9 protein-coding genes and 1 pseudogene are annotated in these 22,036 nt (G+C 73.4%); 3 read left to right on the top strand and 7 right to left on the bottom strand.

Features of this window, described 5'->3' with window-relative positions:
* Positions 1-130: 130 nt before the first annotated feature.
* Positions 131-12,421, top strand: coding sequence for a non-ribosomal peptide synthetase/type I polyketide synthase (locus EAO75_RS10060; RefSeq protein ID WP_147994718.1), 12,291 nt, complete (start codon positions 131-133; stop codon positions 12,419-12,421).
* Here EAO75_RS10060 and EAO75_RS10055 read toward each other — a convergent pair.
* From EAO75_RS10055 to EAO75_RS10045, 3 genes are all read right to left on the bottom strand, one after another.
* Positions 12,366-13,403: an LLM class flavin-dependent oxidoreductase gene (locus EAO75_RS10055; protein WP_147994717.1), complete on the bottom strand. Its 1,038-nt coding sequence runs from the start codon at positions 13,401-13,403 to the stop codon at positions 12,366-12,368. The two genes, EAO75_RS10060 and EAO75_RS10055, sit on opposite strands and share 56 nt — an antisense overlap.
* 83 nt (positions 13,404-13,486) lie before the next feature.
* Positions 13,487-14,989: a metallophosphoesterase family protein gene (locus EAO75_RS10050; protein ID WP_147994716.1), complete on the bottom strand. Its 1,503-nt coding sequence runs from the start codon at positions 14,987-14,989 to the stop codon at positions 13,487-13,489.
* Positions 14,990-15,071: 82 nt separating this feature from the next.
* Entirely contained in the window at positions 15,072-15,947 is an 876-nt protein-coding gene (locus EAO75_RS10045) for an MHYT domain-containing protein (protein ID WP_147994715.1), read from the bottom strand.
* A 106-nt stretch (positions 15,948-16,053) separates the two neighbouring features.
* Between EAO75_RS10045 and EAO75_RS10040 the strand changes: the two are divergent.
* Both EAO75_RS10040 and EAO75_RS10035 read left to right on the top strand, forming a co-directional pair.
* Positions 16,054-17,112, top strand: a pseudogene (locus EAO75_RS10040) (arginase family protein).
* A 153-nt stretch (positions 17,113-17,265) separates the two neighbouring features.
* The gene (locus tag EAO75_RS10035) at positions 17,266-18,264 is read left to right on the top strand and encodes an alpha/beta fold hydrolase (RefSeq protein WP_187284374.1); all 999 of its coding nucleotides are present in this window, start codon (positions 17,266-17,268) and stop codon (positions 18,262-18,264) included.
* Between the two features lie 12 nt (positions 18,265-18,276).
* On the opposite strand, the gene EAO75_RS10030 is transcribed toward EAO75_RS10035, so the two are convergent.
* The 4 genes from EAO75_RS10030 to EAO75_RS10015 all read right to left on the bottom strand — a co-directional run bounded on the left by EAO75_RS10030 (position 18,277) and on the right by EAO75_RS10015 (position 21,857).
* Positions 18,277-19,497, bottom strand: a complete 1,221-nt coding sequence (locus EAO75_RS10030; protein ID WP_147994713.1) for an MFS transporter — start codon at positions 19,495-19,497, stop codon at positions 18,277-18,279.
* A gap of 2 nt (positions 19,498-19,499) precedes the next feature.
* Complete coding sequence (locus EAO75_RS10025; RefSeq protein WP_147994712.1) at positions 19,500-20,300, bottom strand: DUF899 domain-containing protein; 801 nt, start codon at positions 20,298-20,300, stop codon at positions 19,500-19,502.
* A 106-nt stretch (positions 20,301-20,406) separates the two neighbouring features.
* A complete protein-coding gene (locus EAO75_RS10020) occupies positions 20,407-21,267 on the bottom strand; it encodes an RNA polymerase sigma-70 factor (RefSeq protein WP_147994711.1) in 861 nt (286 codons plus the stop codon).
* A complete protein-coding gene (locus EAO75_RS10015; protein WP_147994710.1) occupies positions 21,264-21,857 on the bottom strand; it encodes a carboxymuconolactone decarboxylase family protein in 594 nt (197 codons plus the stop codon). The genes EAO75_RS10020 and EAO75_RS10015 overlap by 4 nt, the downstream gene beginning before the upstream one ends.
* Positions 21,858-22,036 lie beyond the last annotated feature (179 nt).

The following is a 22,036-nucleotide window of genomic DNA, read 5'->3' as shown; positions in this document are numbered from 1 at the left end:
CTCGCCGGTGAACCGTTCGGCGAGACTGCTCGTCGTACAGGTGAATGATCGACAACGCTCCTGCCGGGTTCCCGACGCCGGCAGGGCGCGCCCGCGGGCCCCCGCCCCCGTGCGACGTGGAAGGAAGCACATGCCGACTCCCGGGCCCCGGACCGCCGCCACACTCCTCGACGTCCTGCTGCACGCGGCCGAGGACGCGCCCGGGCAGGTCGTCGTCCATGTCCGCGGCGACGGCGGCGAGCACACCGTGACCTTCGCGGAGCTGCGCGACGACGCGCTGCGCGTGGCGGGCGGCCTGCACGCGGCGGGACTGGCGCCCGGCACCCCCGTCCCGCTCCTCGCGGGCCCGGGCGAGGACTTCCAGCCGATGTTCTGGGGAGCGCTGGCGGCGGGACTCGTACCCGTGCCGCTGGCCCCGGAGGCGCGGCGGGCAGGACCGGTGTGGGAATTCCTCGGCAGGCCCGCCGTTCTCGTGGACGACGCGACCGAGGACCTGCTCGCCGAGTTCCCGGCACCGGTGCGCGCCCTGCGGCTAGGCGAGTTGCGTGCGGGCCGGCCGCTGCCCGAGCTGCCTTCCCGGGCCCCGCACGACCTCGCGTTCCTCCAGTTCTCCTCCGGTAGCACCGGCGCCCCCAAGGGTGTGGAACTCACCCACGAGGCGGTCCTCGCCAACCTCCGCCAGATCCGCACCGCCACCGCGGTCACGTCCGACGACGCCGTGGCCACCTGGATGCCGTACTTCCACGACATGGGTCTGATCGGCACCCATCTCCTCCCCATGGCCGCGGGCCTGAAGCAGATACGACTCGAACCGCTGACCTTCGCCAAGCGCCCGGCGCTGTGGCTGGAGGCGGTGGCGCGGCACGGGGCGACCCTGCTGTCGGCTGCGAACTTCGCGCTGGCGCTCGCCGTGCGGCGCGTGCCGGACGACGTCTGGGCCCGGCTGGACCTGACCTCCGTACGCCTGATGCTCGTGGGCGCCGAGCCGATCGCACCGCGCGTGTGGCGGGAGTTCACCGCCAGGGCCGGCACGGCAGGGCTGCACGCCACGGCCATGCTTCCCGTGTACGGACTGGCCGAGGCCACGCTCGCCGTGACCGTGCCCCCGCTCGGGGAGGTCGCCGCTCCTGCGGCACTGGACCGCCGCGCGCTCAGCCGGGGGAGGGCCGTCCCCGTGCAGCCCGGCCCCGATGCCGTCGAGTTCATGGACGTGGGCCGTCCCGTCCCGGACTGCGAGGTCCGGGTCACCGATGATTCCGGCAAGCCGCTCGGCGAACGGCGGGTCGGTCACGTCGAGGTACGCGGTCCTCAGGTGGCACGCGGTTATCACCGCACTCCCGAGGCGAGCGCGGCCGCGTTCGCCGACGGCTGGCTGCGCACCGGCGACCTCGGGTTCCTCGACCACGGCCGACTCTGCGTCACCGGCCGGCACAAGGACGTCGTCTTCGCCGGCGGCCGCACCTTCCACGCGTCCGACCTGGAGGAGACCGCCGCCACCACTGCGGGGCTGCCGGAGGGAACGGTGGCGGCGATCGGGTCCCCCGACCCCGACACCGGCGGTGACCGGGTCGTGGTGTTCGTACAGTGGGCACGGCCGGCCCTGGCCACGGCACTTCCGGTGCTGGACGCGGCGGCGGCGCGGGTCCGCCAGGCGCTGGGCCACGACGACGTACGGGTGCTGCCTCTGCCACCCGGCGCGTTTGCCCGCACGACCAGCGGAAAGCTGCGGCGCGCGCTGATGCGCGACCGGTTCGAGGCGGGCGCCTACGCGGCGATCGAGGAGCGGTTGGCGGCGGCGCGGGCCGAGGCTTCGACCACCCGGATGTGCGCCGAGGGCTCGATCACCGGGAGGGCGGAGCGCGGCCCGCAGAGCGCCGACCGGCCTGCCCAGCCGTCCGAGCCGCACTCGCGGCGCGACGTCGAGGACACGATCAGGGAGATCTGGGCACAGGCACTCGACCTCTCTGACGCCCACATCGACCGGGACGCCCGCTTCTTCGCCCTCGGAGGGTCCTCGCTCAAGGCGATGGCGGTGCTCGCCCGGATCGAGGACAGCTTCTCGGTCACCGTGGAGCCCCGCGCGCTGCGTGACCGCGACTCCGTGGCCGCATTGGCCGACCATGTGCTGGCCCTGCTCACCGATATTGACGGTGCGTCAGGCGCGGCGCTCGCGGCGAGGCGCGTCGGGACGGCGCCGAGCGAGAGCGCGGGGAACGGGCCGGTCGCCGTGCTCGGGATGGCCTGCCGCTTCCCCGGAGCACAAACGCCGGAAGCCTTCTGGGAGTTGCTGGTCTCCGGCCGCGACACGGTGACGGCCGTACCCGACGACCGGTGGGAGAGCGCGCCGGGCGACCCGGGCCTTCGCGGGTCCTTCCTCCCCGCCCCCGCGGACTTCGACGCCGGCTGCTTCGGCATGGACGACGAGGAGGCCGACGCCACCGACCCGCAGGCGCGGATCTTCCTGGAGCTCGCCCACGAGGCCCTGGAGCGTGCCGGATACGCGGGGCCACGCCGGGGCGGCCGCCGGATCGGCGTCTTCGCCGCCGTCGGCGACAGCGGATACCGCGAGATCCTCGCCGCGGCCGCCGACGGCGACCTCACCGCCCATCCCGGCGCCCTCACCGGCAACCTGCCCAACCTGATCGCCGCCCGCCTCTCCCAGGTACTCGACCTCGACGGCCCCGCCCTGGCCGTGGACACGGCCTGCTCGTCGGCGCTCGTGGCGCTCCACCTGGCCCGGCGCAGCCTCCAGAGCGGCGAGTGCGACGTCGCTGTCGTCGGCGGCGTCCAGCTCGCCCTCACCCCGACCGGCCACCGCCTGCTCGCCCGCGCGGGCGCACTGTCCCCGACGGGTGGCAGCCGGCCCTTCGGCGCCGCCGCCGACGGGATCGTGCCCGGCGAGGGCGGAGCGGCCCTCGTCCTCGCCCGCCTGGACGACGCGCGGCGCGGCGGCGATCCGGTCCTCGCCCTGGTCCGGGGGACGGCCGTCAACAACGACGGCCGCTCGCTCAGCCTGCTCGCCCCCAACCCGCGCACCCAACGCGAGGTCATCACCCGGGCGTACGACGAGTGCGGCATCGACCCCGACGCGGTGACGTACGTCGAGGCCCACGGAACCGGCACTCCGGTCGGCGACCCCGTCGAGGCCCAGTCGCTCGGGCACGCCTTCGCGCCCCGCACCGACGGGCAGCCGCGCCTGCTCGGCTCCGTCAAGGCGAACATCGGGCACCTGCTCAACGCCGCCGGCATGCCGGCCCTGGTCAAGACGGTCCTGGCGCTCCAGCACCGGCAGATACCGCCCACCCCGCACACCGCCCCGACCGCGTCCTACCTGGAACGCGTCGCCCCCGGTTTCCAACTCGTCACCGAGCAGCGGGAATGGCGGGCTCCCGGGCCCCTGGTCGCGGGCGTCAACGCGTTCGGATTCGGCGGCACCAACGCCCACGCCGTCCTGGAGGAGGCACCGGCGCGGACCACCACCCCGACGCCCACCGCCGACGGCCCGCACCTGCTCACGCTGTCCGCTCACAGCGCCGACGCCCTGCGCGCGGCCGCTGCCGACCTGGCCGCGCATCTGCGCAGGCATCCGGACCTGCGGGAGGCGGACGTCTGCGCCGCCGTCAACACCGCCCGCGACGACGGCGCTCACCGGCTTGCCGTGGTCGCGGACGGTGACCTCGCGGACCGCCTCCACGCCGCCCGCGCGGCGGACTTCACGGTCACCGGGTCGCGTCCACGGACGGTGTTCCTGTTGCCCGGCCAGGGCGCCCAGCGGCCCGGCCAGGGCCGCGCCCTGTACCGGTCGGCACCGGCGTTCCGGGAGGTCCTGGAAGAGGCGTCCTCGCTGACCGGGCCGGTGCTCGGGCGCTCGCTCGCCGACTGGTGCCTCGATCCCCGGGTGGATCCGCGGGAGTTGGCCCGGACGGAGGTGGCGCAGCCGCTGCTCGTCGCCTTCGGCGTGGGCCTGGCACAGCAGTTGGCGCGGTGGGGCGTGAGCGCCGACGCGGTCGCCGGGCACAGCGTGGGCGAGATCGCGGCGGCCTGTGTCGCCGGGTCGTTGAGCCTGGCCGAGGCGGTCGGGTTCGCCGCGGAGCGGGGTCGTTCGGTGGGTGACCTGGCCCGGCCCGGAGCCATGGCCGCGGTCCGCGGGGACGAGGACACCGTCGCCGAGTTCGCCGGCTCGGTGAGCATCGCCGCCGTCAACGGGCCCGGTCAGGTGGTGATCTCGGGTGCCGAGGACGCCGTCGAGCGTGCCCTCGCGGAGCTGTCGAGGCGCGGTGTGGCCACGCGCCGACTGAGCGTCTCCCATGCCTTCCACTCGCCGCTGCTGGAGCCGGTCCTCGAACCGCTGCGGGACGCCGCGAAGACGCTGAACGTGCGGCCGGGAGCCGTACCGATGCTGAGCACGGTCACCGGTCAGTGGCGGCCCGGCCTCACGCCCGCCTACTGGCTGGAGCACGCCGTCCGGCCCGTGCGGTTCGGGGCGGCCGTGGAACGGCTGCTCGACGAGGGCTACGACACGTTCCTCGAACTCGGCCCGGGCAACACCCTGGGCGGGGCGGTCCGAGCGGTCGCCGGCGCGCGGGACGTCGCGGTGCTGTCGACGGGGGCTGCGACGGCAGGGCGTGACGGGGACGCGGACGAGAGCGGGGCACGGGCGCTGCTGGAGACGGCGGGGCGGCTGTGGGCACGCGGCGCGGCAGTGGACCGGACGGCTCTGGACCGGACGGCTCTGGATCGTAGGGCTGTGGATTGGACGGCTCTGGATCGTAGGGCTGTGGATCGGACGGCTCTGGATCGTAGGGCTGTGGATCGGGCAGCCCAGGATCCGGCGGCCGTGGATCGGGCCGCTGCGGCTGCCGCGAGACCGAGGGTGCTGGTACCGACGTATCCCTTCCAGCGCACGCGTCACTGGCCGCGCCGGCCCGGCGCGGCGTCAATGGTGCGGCGTCTCGACTGGCGGGACGCACCGCTCACGCCCGCCGAAGGGCCCCGCGTGGTACGGCTGGTGGGCGGCGATCGCGCGCTCGGCCGGGCGCTTGCCGAGCGGCTCGTCGGCCGTGGGGTGACGGTACTGGGGGACGACGCCGCCCACGGGCAGTTCGCGACGCCTGCGGACACCGTGGTGTGGCTGGGCGGGGAACGGGCCGAAGGAGACGGCAGCCCGCAGGCCCTGGACGTCACGGACGCCACGACGAAGGCCGCCGTCACCTCTCTGCGCCAGGTCCTCGACGTGCTCGGCGCCGACTGCTCCCGCCTGTTGGTGGTCACCGAGGACGCGTACGCCACCGGCACCTCGGCGCAGCAGGCGAGCCCGGCGCAGGCCGTCCTGCACGGCTTCGCACTGGCACTCCCGCAGGAGCACCCGGGCCTGGCCGCCCGCGGCGTCGACCTGTCCTCGGGCGACCCGCTCGCCGCCCGAGCCGAGGCCCTGGAACGGGAGTTGTACTCGGCCCACGAGCCCGGCGCCGAGAGGTCCGTCGCGTGGCGCTGCGGGCGCAGGCTCGGCCGTACGCCCGCCGACGTGGCCGACGCCTGTGCCGCGCTCGCGGAACTGCCGCGGGACGGCACCTACTTGATCACCGGCGGAGCCGGAGGGCTCGGCTCGGCGCTCGCGCGTGATCTGGCGGGCCGAGGCGCGGGTGAGCTGATCCTGACCGGCCGCTCCGATACGGCGCCCGACGCGCTGCTCGCCGATCTGCGTGCCCACGGGGCCCGGGCCAGGTACCACGCGGCCGACGTGTCCGACGAAGCCGCGGTCGAAGCGCTGTTCGCGGCGCTGCCCCCGCTGGACGGGATCTTCCACGCCGCCGGTACGGTCCGGCCCGGCACGCTGCGCGCCAAGACCGACGCGGAGATCGAGCAGTCGCTGGCCGCGAAGGTGCGCGGCACGGTCCTGCTCGCCGAGGCGCTGCGCCGACACGGCCAGGAACCGGCCGTACGCATCGCCTTCTCCTCCGTCTCCTCGGTCCAGCCCGGTCTCGCGGGCGCACTCGGCGACTACGCGGCCGCCAACGCCTTCCTGGACGCCTTCGCCGCCGCCGAGCGCGCCGCGGGCCGGTCCTGGAAGTCGATCGGGTTCGGTCCCGTCGCCGACGCGGGGCTGGCCGCCGGGTCACCGGTCGAGGCACGGTTGCGTGCCCGCGGCCTGAGCCCTATGACCACGCGGGACGCGATCACGGCACTGCGAACGGCCGTCGCCACGGATGCCGCGCACATGCTGGTGGCCCCTTCGGGGACGCCTGCGGGGACGCCTGCGCGGACCCAGGGGCACCCGGGCGCGCATGCGGGGGGCCACATCGCCGCACCTGTGGGTGGAACCCGCGACGCCGTGGACACGGTGCGCCGTAGCGTCACCTCCGCGCCCCTCCCTGCCCCCGCGACGCCTGCCTCGTTCGGCGGCGCAGGCGCCGTGACCGACCCTGCCCGCATCGCCGATCTGATACGCCGTCTGCTGGCCGACGCTTTGCGCCGCGCGCCCGAGGACATCGGCGTCGACGAGCAGTTCCTCAGCCTCGGCCTGGACTCGCTCACCGCCGTCGACCTCGCGCGTCGCCTGGAGACGGAACTCGGGCAACCGCTGCCCGCCACCCTGCTCTTCGAGTACCGGACGGTCGGCGAACTGAGCGCCCACCTCGGCGCACAGCCGCCACAGTCCGCTCCGCCCGCGCCGGCCCCCGTGCACCGCGCCCAGGACGACACCCCGCGCCCCCTCACCCCGCTCCAGCGCGCCTTCCTCACCACCGAGGCGCTCTACGAAGGCGTCGCCGCCTACGGCTACATACGCCAGACCGTCCGCGGCCCCCTCGACCCCGACCTCCTCGGCCAGGCCCTGGCCCACCTCGCGGCCCGCCACCCCATGCTGCGCCTGCGGATCACCGCGCACGGCACACCCCCGCGGCAGTACACCGCGCCCGTCGAGCCCACTGACCGCGCTCCCCGCTGGTACGAGGTGCACGAGCAGGGCGACGACACCGCCACGCCGCCCCTGCCCGACCTCGAACAGCGGCTGTACAACCGCCCCTTCGACCTGACCGCACAAGACCCGGCGCGCGCCCTCCTCATCCGTCCCCGCGGCGACGACGCACACCTCGCTCACCTGCTCCTCGTCATCCACCACAGCGCGGCGGACGGTTTCAGTCTGAAGGTCCTGTGCGAGGAACTCTGGTCGATCTACACCACGCTCGCCCAGGGCCGTCGCCCCCTCGAACTTCCTTCCCCCCGGGCCGAGTTCGCCGACTATGCGGCCCACGTCACCATCGACCGCGAGTCCGCGGCCTTCACCCGGGACCAGCAGTACTGGCGTGCCCGCATCGCCGAGCACACCTCGGCGGGCACGGCCCCGGCACTGCCGTACGACGGCGACCCGCAAGCAGTCCCGGCGCCGCCGCTCACCCACCACCAGTCGACTGTCGACGACTCGCTCACGGCCGCGCTGCGTGAGGTGGCTGCCCGGCACGAGGTCTCCCTCTTCCATCTGCTCCTCGCGGTGTACGGCCGCTGCCTGGCCCGTTGGGGCGGACAGCGGGCCGTCGCCGTGAACGTGGCGCGCGCCCGCCGTGAAACGCCGCTGCCCGGCATCGACCGCCTCGTGGGGCCGCTCGCCGACACCCTGCCCGTGTTCGTCACCGTCGACCCCGACGAGCCCGTGACCGCACTGGCCCGCCGGCTGCGCGACATCTGGCGCGAGGCGGAGTCCCACGCGACGCTCACCAGCCCCGACATCGCCGCGCTGCTGCCCGCCACCGGCCCCGCTCCCCGCACGGTCGCCCCGGCCGGTTTCAGCTTCGCCCGCTTCCCCGTGAGCCACGGCCGCGACTGGCCGGTCACCGTGACGCCGACCGCGGCGGCCACCGCCACCGCGGCGACCAGGCTGGGACTGCTGTGCTGGGAGTCGGACGAGGCCCTGCACTTCTCCTGGAACCACCCCGCGCAACTCTTCCGCCCCGAGACGGTGGAGCGCCTCGCGGGGGAGTATGTGCGGGAACTGCGGGCCGCCGCCGAGCAGCCCACCGCCCCCGCGCAGGCGCCCGGCAACGGCGAGGGGATCGTCGACCGCCTGAGTGCCCGGTTCCGGGCGACACCGTCGGCGGTCGCGGTGAACACCGGCCACGGCACGCTCACCTACGCCGAACTCGACACCGCCTCCGCCGCCCTGGCGACCCGGCTTCGAGCACACGGCGTCCGCCCCGGCGACCTGGTCGGCCTGCTCACCGAACGCGGCGCGGACACCGTCGCGGGCGTGGTCGGCATCCTCAGGGCCGGCGCGGGCTGGGTCCCGCTGGACGCGACCCATCCCGTGGCCCGGCTCCGGGACCAGGTGAGCCGCACCGGCGTCACCGCGGTGGTCTGCCATGCCGCGACACGCGACACCGTCGCCCTGCTGGACGGCGTCACCCCGGTCACCACCGACGACGGGACACCGGCCTCGCCGCCACCGACCGCACCGCCGGTTCCCGCCCCGGACCCTGACGCCATCGCCTACGTCATCTTCACGTCGGGTTCCACGGGCCGCCCCAAGGCCGTCCCGATCACCCACCGGTCCATGCTCAACTACCTCGACTGGTCGCTGGCCACCTTCGGATACGGCCCCCGGGACCAGCTCGTGCAGACCGCGTCCGTCTGCTTCGACGCCTCCGTACGCCAGTTGCTGGCACCGCTCCTGGCCGGCGCCACCGTCCACACCCTCACCTCCGACCTCCTCCGGGACCCCGAGGCACTCCTCGACCGGCTCGTCAACGACCGGATGACGGTGTGGAGTTCGGTGCCCACGCTGTGGGAGCGGCTGCTGACCGCCGCGGAGAACCGGGCCAGGCAGGACGGCACACCCCCGGACCTGTCGGCCCTGCGCTGGGTGCACGTCGGCGGCGAGGCGCTGCCCGCCGCGCACGTACGCCGGTGGTTCGACCTGGTCGACGCGCGCGGGGGAGCGGAGCACAGGATCTCTAACCTGTACGGGCCCACCGAGGCCACCATCAACGCCACCTGCCACATCATCGACACCCGGCCCGCCGACGACATACGGCAGCTGCCCATCGGCCGCCCCGTGGCCGGCACCGAACTGGCCGTCATCACCGAGGACGGCCGCCCCTGCGCTCCCGGCGAGGCCGGTGAACTGCACATCGCCGGAACCGGACTGACCCCGGGCTACCTGGGCGACCCGCAGCTCACCGCGGCTGCCTTCGTGGAACGCGACGGCCGCCGCTGGTACCGCAGCGGCGACCGGGTCCGGCAAACCGCGGACGGCGTGCTGGAGTTCCTCGGCCGCCTCGACGACCAGGTCAAGGTCCGCGGCCACCGAGTGGAGCTCGGCGAGGTCGAGGCCGCGCTGCTCACCCACCCGGACATCGCCCGTGCCGCCGTACTGCTCGTCGACGGACGACTCGTGGCGTACGTCGAGCCCCGGCCCGGTGCAGCCGAGCCGGACACGCGCGAAGTACGCGCCTTCCTTTCCCGCGTACTGCCGCCGTACATGCTGCCCGGACGCGTCCGCACGCTCCCGGCGATGCCCCTGACCGGCACCGGAAAGATCGACCGCACCCGGCTGGCCAGCGGGACGGGGCCGGCGACGAAGGCGGAGGCGGAGGCGGAGGCGGAGACCGAAACGGAAGGGGAAGCGGAAAGGGAAAGGACCCGGACCGAGCACACCGTGGCGCGCATCTGGTCGGCCCTGCTGGACGTTCCCGATGTCTCCCGTGACGACGACTTCTTCGAGCTCGGTGGCGACTCCATCCTGGTGCTGGAGCTCTTCGCCCGCCTGCGCGAGGAACTCCCCGCGGTCCCACGGCCGACCACGGTCTACACCCACCGCACGCTCGGCGCCCTCGCCGCGGCCCTCGACACCGCCGCCCAACAGCCGGCCCCGGACCACCCCTTGCCCGAACCTGCCGGCGACACCGACACCGACACCGACACCGACACCGTGCGGCAGCCCGTGGGCCCCTACCCCCTCACGCCCTCCCAGCGGGGCTTCCTCCTCGCCGACACTCTCACGCCCGAGTCCGACACCGGCTGGCTCGCCCGGTTCCGGCTGAGCGGGCCGCTGCGCCATGACGTCCTCCAGCGCGCCGTGGACATTCTGACGGTCCGTCACCCGATGCTCCGCACCACCTTCCCCACCGGTGCCCGTCCGCCCGTGCAGCAGGAGCTGCCGGAGTCGCTGCGGCTGCCCGTGGAGACGCAGACGCTCGCGCACCCCGACCTGCTGGAGCAGCGGATCGCCGAGGAGGCGCGGCGCCGACTGGAGCCCTGGGCCTGGCCGTTGCTCCGGCTGCGGCTGTTCACCTTGGCGCCGACGGAGCACGTCCTGGTCGTGCACGCCCATCACCTCATAGGGGACGGCTACAGCGCCGCCCTCCTCACCAGGGAGCTGCTCACCGCGTACGACCGCCTCCTGCGCGATCTGCCGCACGGCCTGCCGCCCGTCCACAGCACCTTCCGCGACCACGTCACCGAGTCCGCCGTACGACCGCGCCCGCAGGGCCCCGAGGCCGACGCATACCGCGCCCGACTTCGCGCGCCCTACACGCCGCCCGCACTGCGACGGCCCGGCGGCGGGGGCTCCGGCGCCGGGCCGGCGTTCCACACCGCGGGCTTCACCCTCGACGCCGCCACGACCACCGGACTGCGCCGACTCGCCCGAGCGGCGCAGCGCACCCTGTACGCACCGCTGCTCACCGCGTACTACCGGGCCCTCACGGAACTCACCGGCCGGCATGACCTGATGCTCGGGCTCGCCGTCACCGGACGGGAGGAGTCCACGGTGGACGCGCACCGGGTGTTCGGCCCCTTCGCGGAGGCGGTGGCCCTGCGCCCCGCTCCGTCCGTCGACGCAGCCGTCGAGGATCAACCGGTCGGCTTCGAGGACGACTTGCGGCGTCTCGCCGTCGAGGCGGATCTGGCCCGGGCCGAAGGCCCCAGCGCGATGCGCACGGAGGCAGGGCTGCCGAGCCACGCCCAGTTCTTCTTCACCTTCCTCGACTTCACGTCCCTGGGCACCGAGGCGAGCGGCGGCCTGTCCCTGCACGCGGACGACTCCGACACCTCGCTCGCCCCGCCGCCGCTCGGCACCGACGTGTTCCTGGCCGTGCGGCCGGTGGCGGACGGTGAGGGCCTGCGCGTCACCGTGCGGGTCTCGGCGGCTGCCCTGACACGAGGTGAAGTGGCCGGGTTCGCCGAGCGGATGCGGAGGGACTTGAGTGATGCCGTGCGCGGCCCGAGCCGCCGACGGCGCCCCCGTCTGGACGCCGCGCTCGTCGGATACCTGCCGTCCCCGCGCCACCTCGCGACCCTCGCCGGGCTCCCGTACGACCGCCCCGGACTCGGCCGCGAGGAGATCCGGGCGCTCCTCTTCCCGGACGGTCGGTCCCGTCTGCTGGAGGAAACCGGCACCCCGCTCGGGAACTCCGGCTTCGTCGCACTCCCGCTCTTCGCCGACGAACTGGGCCCGACCGGCGATCTGGCGGCCCGCACCGCCCGCGCCGTCGAGCACGCCGCCTCGCTGGGTGCCCGCTGCGTCTCCCTCGCCGGCATGATCCCGTCGCTCACCGGCTACGGCTACGACGTCCTGCGCGAGACCACGACCGGCGCGGCGATCACCACCGGACACGCCTCCACGACCGTCGCCGTCGTGAAGACCGTCCATGCCACGCTCAAGGCGACCGGCCGCCGCCTCGACGAGCTCTCCCTCGCCGTCGTCGGCTGCGGCTCGATCGGCACCTCGTCCCTACGGCTGCTGCTGGCGACGGCGCCCTGCCCGCCCGCCCGGCTGCTGCTGTGCGACCTGCCCGGCAGCACCGCGCGAGTCGAACGGCTGGCGGCGGAGCTGACGTCCGAGCACCCGGGGATGCCGGTCCAGGTCGTCGAGTCGGGGCGGACGCTGCCCGCCGCCGTCTACGCGGCCGACGTGATCGTCACCGCCGTCAGCGGCGCGACCAACCTCCTGGACGTCGAGCACTTGCGTCCCGGCACGATCGTGGTCGACGACTCCTTCCCGCACTGCTTCGACACCGCGAGCGCCCTGGACCGGATGAGCCGCCGCCAGGATGTCCTGGTGGTCGGAGGCGGCCTGCTGGCGCTCGGTTCCACCCGGACCCGGCTCGGCGAGGACCTGCCGGCCGTGGCGAGCGCGGGCTTCGCGATGCGACCCGGGATCCCGGGCACCCTGGCCTCGTGCCGACTGGAGTCACTGCTGCACGCCCACCTCGGCGCACCCGGCCGGCCCCCGGGCGAACTGCCCCTGATCCACGGCCTCGTCGACCTGCCCCGAGCCCTCGCCCACTGGGACGCGGCCGAGGCGGCCGGAATCCGGCCCGCCCCGCTGCACCTGCTCGACCGCGTCATCGCCGAAGGCGTCGGACTGCCGCTCAGGCCGCCGAGCTCCGGCCCAGCGCCGGACCCAGCCGGGTCGCGATATCGGTGAGGATCTGCACATAGTCCTCGTGCTCGAAGGTGAACGGCAGCGCGAACGCCACCTCGTCCACCTCACGGAACGCCGCGTGGGCGTGGAGGCGTTCGGCGATCTGTGCCGAGGTGCCGACGAGGTCCGGGGCGAACAGCAGCCGCGCCGGGCCCTGCGGCGCCGCGGTGCGCGGGGTGCGTTTCGCGGCGTACTCCTCGTACTTCGCGCGCTGTGCCGGCGTCGCGGAGTCGGTGGGGATGACGACGAGGCCCTGGGAGACGCGGGCGTCGTCGCCGTCGGGGTGGTGGGCGCGGAAGGCACGGATGTGGGAGAGCTGGATCTCCGCGAAGTCCGGTGCCCCGGCCTCGCCCTCGGGCCCTTCGGCCTTGACGACGCTGCTGGTCAGGAAGTTCATCCCGTGTTCGCCGGCCCACTGCGCCGAACGCAGGCTTCCGCCGCCGTACCACATACGGCTGCCAAGACCGGGGGAGTTCGGCTGCACCCGGTCGGAGAACACCTCGAAGCCCTCGACCCCGCTGAAGTCCGTGGCCGGCTCGCCCCGCACGAAGTCCAGCAGCCGCCGCGCCCGCTCGTATCCGAAGTCCTCGGCGTCGGCCGTGTCGGCGTAGAGGGCCTCCTTGACCCGGTCGTAGTGCATGGGCGGGCCCACGCTCACGCCCGGGTTGAGCCGGCCGCCGGACAGCAGGTCGACCGTCGCCAGGTCCTCCGCCAGCCGCAGCGGGTTCTCCCAGCCGAGCGGGATCACCGCGGTGCCGAGCTCGATCCGGCTGGTGCGCTGCGAGGCCGCCGCGAGGACGGCGACCGGCGAGGAGATGCCGTACTGCAGATGACGGTGGCGGACCCACGCGCTGTCGAAGCCGAGCCGCTCGCCCAGCTCGATGATCTCCAGCGTGGACTCGTGTCCCCGGCGCGGATCCGCCTCGTCGAAGAGCCCGATGGTGAGGAAGCCCAGCTTGCGCAGCGGGCGGGACAACGGCGGCATGGACTCCTCCATCATTGAAAATTCAATGGGCCTGCACCGGAACCCAACTCGATCACGGCCCGCCGTGTTCCCGCCACCCGCGATCACTTCAAGGGGATCGTGACCTCGTCCTCGACCGGCGGGTCGACCTCCTGCGCGTGGCTGCCGGTGGCGGCGTGGCAGCGCAGGCGGACGGTCTCCGGGGTGACGTCCAGGCGGAGGAACTGCTTGAAGAACGGCGGGCTGTACGTCGCCGAGCTCGGGGAGAACAACGACGTGTAGATCTTGCGCACCGGGAGGCGCAGGCGCGCGGCGCGGTCGGGGCGGCGTCCGGCGCCGAGCAGACCGGCGACCAGGCGGACGCGCCAGGTGAGGCGCGCCGTCCTCTGCTGGGCCCGGGTCAGCGGGATCCCCAGACGCTCCGCGACCACGGCCGACGCCTCGGCCTCGGTGAGGGTGAAGAAGCGGCGCAGGCGCAGCCGGCGGCCGTAGAGCCTGCTGTAGAAGGCCAGGGAGTCGCCGCGCAGCGGATAGCAGCGGAACTCCTTCTCGGTGACGTGTCCGATGTCGACCCGCGGGATGGTGTGCGTGGCGTGCATGAACGCACCGCCGCCGCCCGAGACCACGTACTGGATCGTGCGGCCGTCCACCTGGACCGGATAGCGCTGGTAGTTGTGGATGTCACCGCCGATCGCCGCGACATAGTGGTGCGCCGGGTCACGGACGATGTCGTCGACGGTGCCGCCGCCCTCGATCGCGCAGGGGTGGTGTTCGCCGTCCACATACAGTGGCGAGCCCGTGATGAGGATCTTCGGGCGGGGCCCCTGCGACACCTCGCGCAGCCACGCGCCCTGTTCGGCGTCGAGGGTGCCGAGCAGACCGGTGTCGATGCCGATGATCCGCACAGGCCCGGCGTCGATCGCCCAGTACGGCCCCGGCTGGACGGCCTGTTGAGCGGCCGCCGACCTCAACTGCCGGGCGGTGTCCAGCTGTTGACCGTCGCCCTTGCGCGGCCGGTGCCACAGCAGCTGCCGCAGCCAGGCCCGGCTGAGGAGGCGGGGCGCGGGCTCGGGCGCCAGGGGCGGCGCGTCGTCGCAGAAGACGCGCATGAACGCGCCGAGGTCCTCGTACCAGTCGTGGTTGCCCGGTATCGCGTATATGGGCGCCTGATAGTCCTGGTACGGCCGGAAGAACTTCGTGCCGTAGTCGTCGGCACTGCCGACCGGATAGATCACATCACTGGCGAGGACCGCGAACCGGGTGTCCTGACCCGCCGTCAAAAAGCCCGGCACGACAGCGTACTGAGGGTCGTCGCCCTCGCCGGTGTCGCCGATGACGAGGAACGAGAACCGGTCGGGGTCGTCACGCCGGATCACCTTGTCGGCGGGTGCGCCGGCGGCCGTGCGCTGGGCCACCCAGCGGCTGCGGGTGCGTCCCGTGGGGTCCCCGAACCAGGAAGCCAGCACACCGTTGCGGGCGGCCCACAGCATTCTGGGGTCGAGCCAGGAGATCTTCTCGACCTCGGTCGGCATCAGTCGCTTGTACGTGCCGAGTTCGGTGGCGCCCCAGCCGGCGCCTTCGGCGGTATCACGAGAGGAGTCAGACACCGGTGCACCGTAACAATGATCTAGGGAACGCCGAGAGGGGGAGCGGGGGCGCGGCGCGTCGCCACGCCCCCACGCCGCCCGGTCACCGCTTGCGGGCGTAGGGCTCCCGCCGGTGCTGCCGCGTCCCGGCCGGGGATTTCAACGCGGGTTCGCGGCGGGGCTGTTGCACCGCACTGCCGCCCGGTCCGGTCCGAACAGTCGCGCCGGAGCGGCCCCGTTCGCCGTCGCCCAGAACCAGGAGCGGGTCGAACATCACCACCACGCCGGCCAGCACCAGGAAGATGACCGGCCCCAGCAGCATGGGAAGCAGCAGCGAGGTGGGCGAGTCGCCGGACCACGAGGCACCGGTCGTGCCGTGCAGATGCACACTGACGGCGGCCATGCCCGTGTAGTGCATCCCGGAGACCGCCACACCCATGACCAGGCTGGCCCCGAGGCTGGCGAAGAAACCGCGGATCGTGACGGCCGCCCACAGTGCGGCGGTCGCGGCGATGACGGCGATCAGGACCGACAGCCCCACGGGGAACGCGTCGTACCGAAGGTCGCCGTCCAGGCGCAGCGCCGCCATCCCCAGATAGTGCATCGCCGCCACACCGAGCCCCGTGACGACACCCGCGCCGGTCAGTGCCCCCCGGCCGGCGCCGGCATAGCCGACGATGAACACGCCGATGCCGACCACGACGATCGCCACGGCGAGGCTGAGGACCGTGAGGCCCGTGTCGTAACGGATCCGGGTCTCCTCGACCTGGAAGCCGATCATGGCGATGAAGTGCATCGTCCAGATGCCGGAGCCGATGGACGCCGCGCCGAGCGCCAGCCAACCCGGCTTCCAGGACTGCCCGCCCAGCAGGGACCGCACGATGCACCGCAGTCCCAGCGCCCCTCCCAGACAGGCCATCAGATAGGCCGCCACCGGGGTCACCGCACCATAGCGGAACCCGTCAATCGTGCCTTGCATAAGCCAACTCCCCCCAGAGTCTTGGCCAGTTGTGGAGCAAGCTGTACGGGGCAACAGAGCACGAAGCAAGCACTTACCGCCGGTAGCCGTTGAACTCTGCAACCACATGAGTCGACTCCGGTTACAGAGGGGGACGGGAATCGGCCACAGGGCGGCCGGGGCCGGACAGCCTGCCGAGGCGACGAGTGGTGTCGGCCCCGAGGATGTGGCACAGATGGAGTGCGGGCGGTGGACGGCACGCGGCAGGCATCGGCGGGAAGGGCCCGACATGCAGGAACTCGCGATCATCGAGGCACCGTCCGTGCTGGGCCTGCGTCCCTCCGGCGTCCAGGACCTGCCGGCGGCTCTGCTGGACGCCGGACTGCTCACGGGTCTCCACGCGGTACGGACCGGCCGGATCGAGCCACCGGCGTACGACCCGACGCGCGACTCCGACACCGGGGTCCTCAACCCCCACGGCATCGCCGAGTACTCCGTCCGGCTGGCCGACGCCGTCGGCGACGTCCTCGACGACGGCCGCTTCCCGGTCGTCCTCGGCGGAGACTGCACCGTCCTGCTCGGCAACCTCCTCGCCCTGCGCCGGCGCGGACGACCCGGACTGCTGTTCCTCGACGGCCACACCGACTTCTACCAGCCCTCGGCGGAGCCCAACGGCGAGGCGGCCTCGATGGAACTCGCCCTGGCCACGGGGCGCGGACCCGGCCTGCTGACCGATCCCGAGGGGCGCGGGCCGCTGCTGCGGGACTAGGACGTCGTGGCCTTCGGCTTCCGCGACACGGAGGAATCCGCCCAGGCCGGGATGCAACCGCTGCCGGCCGAGCTGCACGCCGTCGACCTGGACGGCGTGCGCGCGTCCGGTGCGGCCACCGCGGCGCGCCGGGCCGTCGACCGGCTCACCGCCGGCACGAGCACCGGGTTCTGGGTGCACCTCGACGTCGACGTCCTGGACGACGCGATCATGCCCGCCGTCGACTACCGGCAGCCGGGCGGGCTGACCTGGGCGGAACTGGAGAGCGTGCTGAGCACGGCACTGGGCGACCCCGCTGCCGTGGGACTCGACGTCACGATCTTCAATCCTCGTCTCGACCCTGACGGCACGATCGCGGCTCGCCTCGCCGAGTGCCTGCGGCGTGCACTGTCGGCGCGCGCCGAAGCGGCGGCGTGAACAGCGCGCATTCGATCCTCGGCGAGGTGGGAGAAAGCCCGTCCGCCTGCTGTCGTCGAATTTGCCGAACCGGCAACGACGGTCGCGACGCCTCTCGCGACCACCGCAGGATGGCGGGACCGCGCGCAGTCCATGCTCAGTTCCGGAGGAAACATGCCGCACCCCGCCCACGCGACGTCGACGGACGTCACCCACCGCCTCGTCCCCGCCCCCGCCGGCCGGCTCCACCTCGTGGAACAGGGGACAGGACCGCTGGTCCTGCTAGTGCACGGCTTCCCGGAGTGCTGGTACTCCTGGCGCCACCAACTGCCCGCGCTGGCCGCAGCCGGATACCGCGCGGTCGCCGTCGACGTGCGCGGCTACGGCCGCTCCTCCAGGCCCGATGCGGCGGACTCGTACCGGATGACGGCGCTCGTCGAGGACAACGCCGCCGTCGTGGACGCCCTCGGTGAGCGGTCCGCGGTGATCGTGGGGCACGACTGGGGCGCGGGCATCGCCGCCACCTCCGCGTTGCTGCGCCCCGACGTGTTCCGCGCGGTCGGGCTGCTGAGCGTGCCCTACACCCCGCCCGGCGGCCCGAAGCCGAGTGAGGTGTTCGCGGCGATGAGCGGCCCGCAGGAGTTCTACGTCTCCTACTTCCAGCAGCCCGGCCGTGCCGAGGCCGAGATCGAGCCCGACGTCCGTGGCTGGCTCGCCGGGTTCTACGCCGCCCTGTCCGCCGACACCATGCCGGGCCCCGGCGCTCCCGACCCGCACTTCGTCACCCCCGGCGGCGCCCTGCGCGACCGCTTCCCCGCCGGCGCTCTGCCCGCCTGGCTCGCCGAGACCGACCTGGACGTCTACGCGGGGGAGTTCGAACGCACCGGCCTGACCGGAGCCCTCAACCGCTACCGGAACATGGACCGGGACTGGTCGGACCTCGCCGACCACCACGGCGCCGCCCTCACCCAGCCCTCGCTGTTCCTGGGCGGTGCGCTGGACCCCTCCACCACCTGGCTCGCCGACGCGATCGCGGCCTACCCCACCACCCTGCCCGGCCTGAGTTCCTCCCACGTCCTCGACGGCTGCGGCCACTGGATCCAGCAGGAACGCCCGCAGGAGACCAACCGACTCCTGACCGAATGGCTCGACTCCCTGCCGGGGATCGCCTAGCCGGCGACACGCTCACGTCCCCGCCGCCACCGGCCGCCTCACCAGATAGACGGCGGCCGACGTGACCAGGACCGTCATGCAGGCGATGAACACCAGACCCGCCCCCTCCAGACCCATCGGGCCGGTCAGCACCCCCACGCCGATGACCGGAAGCGAGATGCCGCCGTACGCCACCACGAACAGCGTCGAGATGACGGCCGCGCGCCGGTCCGGCGGGGAGGCCTCGGCCACCGCCGACAGGGCCGCCCGGAACGCCAGCCCCTGGCCGACGCCGCCGACGACCGCGCTCGCCACCACCAGCGCCAGCAGGTCCCACCACAGCGCTCCCGCGAGCAACGCCAGCCCGACGAGCAGCAGCGCGCAGCCCAGCGGCAACGACCGGCTCACGCCCACCCGGCCCACGGCCAGTTGCCCGACGGTCGAGGCGAAGAAGGCCATCGCCACGACGAGCCCGCTCACGGCGTGGTTGCGCTCGTCCAGGGACTCCGCGAGGAAGGCGGGACTGACCGAGGTGAACACGCCGAACAGCGCGAAACCCACGAACGAGGCGGTCGCCGCCGGGCCGAACACCGGCCGCACCTGCGGAGGCAGACTCGGCTTCTGCGGCCGTACGGCAGCGAGCGACCGCCGCTCCCGGACGGTCTCCGGCAGCCACAGCACGACCGCCGCCGAGCAGGCCACCAGGGCGAGGTGCACGGCGAACGGCAGATACAGCGGCCAGGGAGCGTACTGCGCCAGCACCCCGGCCAGCAGCGGACCGCAGCCCAGCCCGCCCATGTTGGCGGCCGTCGCGACCAGCGTGGCGCGTTCGGCGCCGTCGCGAGGGGCCAGTTCCATGACGTATGCCGTGGCGGCCCCGGTGAGCAGACCGGCCGACAGACCCGACAGCAGCCGGCCCACGTACAGCCAGCCCAGCGCGGTGGCCAGCAGGAAGCAGACGGCACTCGCGGCCGCGCAGCCCAGGGCCGCGAGGATCACCGGACGCCTGCCCACCGTGTCCGAGGCGTTGCCCGCGAGCAGCAGTACACCGATGACCGCGAAGGCATACACGGCGTACACGATGGTGACGGTCAGCTCGGAGAAGCCGAACTTGTCCTGGTAGTGGCCGTAGAGGGGAGTCGGCAGCGTGGTCCCGGCCATGCCCACCGCGAACACCGCCCCGGCGAGCAGACACGCCCGCCACCCTCTCCGATCAGCGAGGACCGCCTCCCGGACGCCGTCCTGGACCGGCATCGTCAGACGTCGTACTCGTCGGGCAGCCGCATGGCGGGCCCGCCGACCTGCAGGCCCAGCGGCTGCGCGCGGTCCTTCGGTTCCTCCCACGCCTCCTGGCGGCCGAGCGCGGTGAGGTCGAGGTACGGGTAGCCGTTGTGGAACTCCTCGATGCCACGGCCGAACGTGGAGTAGGTGTGGAAGACCTCGTCGCCGACGCGCAGGAAGGCGCTGATCCCCGGATAGTCGCCGCGCATCCTCTCCGTCCACGGCTGTCCCGCCGCGGCGAGTTCGGCCCCAGTGCGGTGATAGATCTGCACCGGTGCGACCCGTTCGTCGACGGTGGCGTGGAAGTCGTAGTTGAAGTCGCTGCCCGCCGAGGAGTACCAGGGGAACGACCACCCCATCCGCTCCCGGTACGCGGCGAGCTTCGCGTACGGCGCCCGGGTCACCGCCGCCAGGGCCGTGTTGCGGACGTTCAGCTGCCGTAGCCTGGCGGGGATCTGGTCGGCCGCCGAGGAACAGCTGGAGCAGCCCGTGTCGCGGGGGTGTTCGGTGCCGTCGGCGTCGATGTCGTAGATCCACATGAAGTGGTGCATGACCAGCTGAGGCCGACCCTCGAACAGGTCGAGCAGGCCGACCCGCCCGTTCGGCCCTTCGAAGACGTACGGCTTGTCGACGCGGACCATCGGCAGCCGCCGCCGCTCGGCGTTGACCCGGTCGCGCGCCCGCGTGACCTCCTTCTCCCGGGCCAACAGCTCCTTGCGGGCGGCGAGCCACTCCTCGCGCGACACCACGTCGGGCAGGTCCGCCATCGAAGTCATCCGGGTTCTCCCCACAGGTCTCGTGCGGTCGGCGGGCACGCCCCCAGCTTGCGCCCGCCGCGCAGGCTCGGCCACTGCATGTCGAGGGCCGGGCCCTGCGCGCGGATCACCTGGCCAGGTCGACCAACTTGTCCAGCCGGGTCAGCTTCCGCGGGTTGGCCGTGGCGTAGATACGGGTGATCAGGCCGTCCACCACCACCAGGCTCACCGCCGCCGGCCGTCCGTCGGTTTCGATCCGGGCTCCCGGCGCGCCGTTGAGCCATACGGCCGTCGTCTCGAACGCGGAGCGGTCCGCGCGCGTGAGGAGCGCCGCCACGACCTCGGCACCGTGGACCGGGACCAGAGCGGCGGCCGCCTGCCCACCGCCGTCGGCGATGAGGACGACGTCCGGCGCCATGACCTCCATCAGGTCCTGCAACCGCCCGGTGCGCAGGGCCGCCAGGAACCGGTCCACCACGGCCTGCTGCTCCGACCGGCTCACCTGCATCCGGGGCCGCCGGGCCGCCACATGCTCGCGGGCCCTGCGAGCGATCTGCCGCACCGCCGGCCCGGACTTGCCGACGGCCTCGGCGATCTCGCCGTACGGCATGTCGAAGACCTCGCGGAGCACGAACACCGCCCGCTCCACGGGTGCGAGCGTCTCCAGCACGGTCAGCATCGCGATCGAGACGCTCTCCGCGAGCTCGATGTCCTCGGCGACATCGGGGCTGGTCAGCAGCGGCTCCGGCAGCCACTCGCCGACGTAGTCCTCGCGCCTGCGCGCCAGCGACCGCAGACGGTTGAGCGCCTGCCGGGTGACGGCACGGACGAGATACGCGCGCGGGTCACGCACCTGTGCGTGGTCCACCTCGGCCCACCGCAGCCAGGACTCCTGGAGCACGTCCTCCGCGTCGGCGGCCGAGCCGAGCATCTCGTAGGCGACCGTGAACAGCAGGCTGCGGTGGGCGACGAAGGGATCCTCGGTCATGACGCGGACGCCGGACGCGGTTCCTGCGCGCCGCCCGTCTGCGCACGGGTCGCCGGCGGGATCTCACAGGCGTCCGAGAAACCCTGCGACTTGACCCCGTTCGCCACGTTGGCCCTGGTCGCCAGGTTGACGAAGGCGATGAACGCGGTGAGCTCGACCATCGCGGCCGGGCCCAGCCGCTCCAGCAGACCCGCGTACAGCTCGTCGGTGACGGTCGGCGGCGTGTTCGTCACGGCCTCGGCGTACTCCAGCACGTCCCGCTCCAGCGGCGTGAACACATCCGACTCCCGCCAGCGCGGCACCTGGCTCGCCTTGACGAGGTCCAGGTTCTGGTTGTGCGCCTGGTAGTAGCCGACGTCGAGGCACCAGCTGCACCCGACCTGCGCCGCGACGGCCATGTGCGCGAACGACTTCAGACTCGCGTCCGCCGCGTCCCACGCGCCGACCTTGGCGCCGAACTCCAGGTTGTCCCGGGAGACTTCGGGGCTGTGCCAGTTCACCTCGACGTTCTCGGGCACGGCCCCGAGCTGTTTGATCATGCTCTCCTTGAGTTCGAGCGGAAGCTCTGCCTTCGGAAGGCGAAGCGCCATGGTGTCCTCCTCGTACGTCGGCCGGTTCCGGCATGAAGACACCGCCGAACCCGCGAACGTGACAGGCGCTACCCGACGCCGACCACGCCGGAGGACTACCGGCGCAACCGGTGGCGGGTCGCCGGCCGGGAGAACTCGTCGCGATGGCCATGCGGCCCGCGCGCCTTGCGCGAGTGCGC

This window comes from Streptomyces sp. UW30 (assembly GCF_008042075.1).
Lineage (GTDB): Bacteria > Actinomycetota > Actinomycetes > Streptomycetales > Streptomycetaceae > Streptomyces.
Note: the sequence above shows the minus strand (reverse complement) of the source record. Positions and strands in the feature narration are given on the sequence as shown.

Coding starts and splice junctions, on each gene's coding strand:
- EAO75_RS10060 (WP_147994718.1), top strand. CDS start 131: ATGCCGACTCCCGGGCCCCGGACCGCCGCCACACTCCTCGACGTCCTG.
- EAO75_RS10055 (WP_147994717.1), bottom strand. CDS start 13,403: ATGCCGCCGTTGTCCCGCCCGCTGCGCAAGCTGGGCTTCCTCACCATC.
- EAO75_RS10045 (WP_147994715.1), bottom strand. CDS start 15,947: ATGCAAGGCACGATTGACGGGTTCCGCTATGGTGCGGTGACCCCGGTG.
- EAO75_RS10035 (WP_187284374.1), top strand. CDS start 17,266: ATGCCGCACCCCGCCCACGCGACGTCGACGGACGTCACCCACCGCCTC.
- EAO75_RS10030 (WP_147994713.1), bottom strand. CDS start 19,497: ATGCCGGTCCAGGACGGCGTCCGGGAGGCGGTCCTCGCTGATCGGAGA.
- EAO75_RS10025 (WP_147994712.1), bottom strand. CDS start 20,300: ATGACTTCGATGGCGGACCTGCCCGACGTGGTGTCGCGCGAGGAGTGG.
- EAO75_RS10020 (WP_147994711.1), bottom strand. CDS start 21,267: ATGACCGAGGATCCCTTCGTCGCCCACCGCAGCCTGCTGTTCACGGTC.
- EAO75_RS10015 (WP_147994710.1), bottom strand. CDS start 21,857: ATGGCGCTTCGCCTTCCGAAGGCAGAGCTTCCGCTCGAACTCAAGGAG.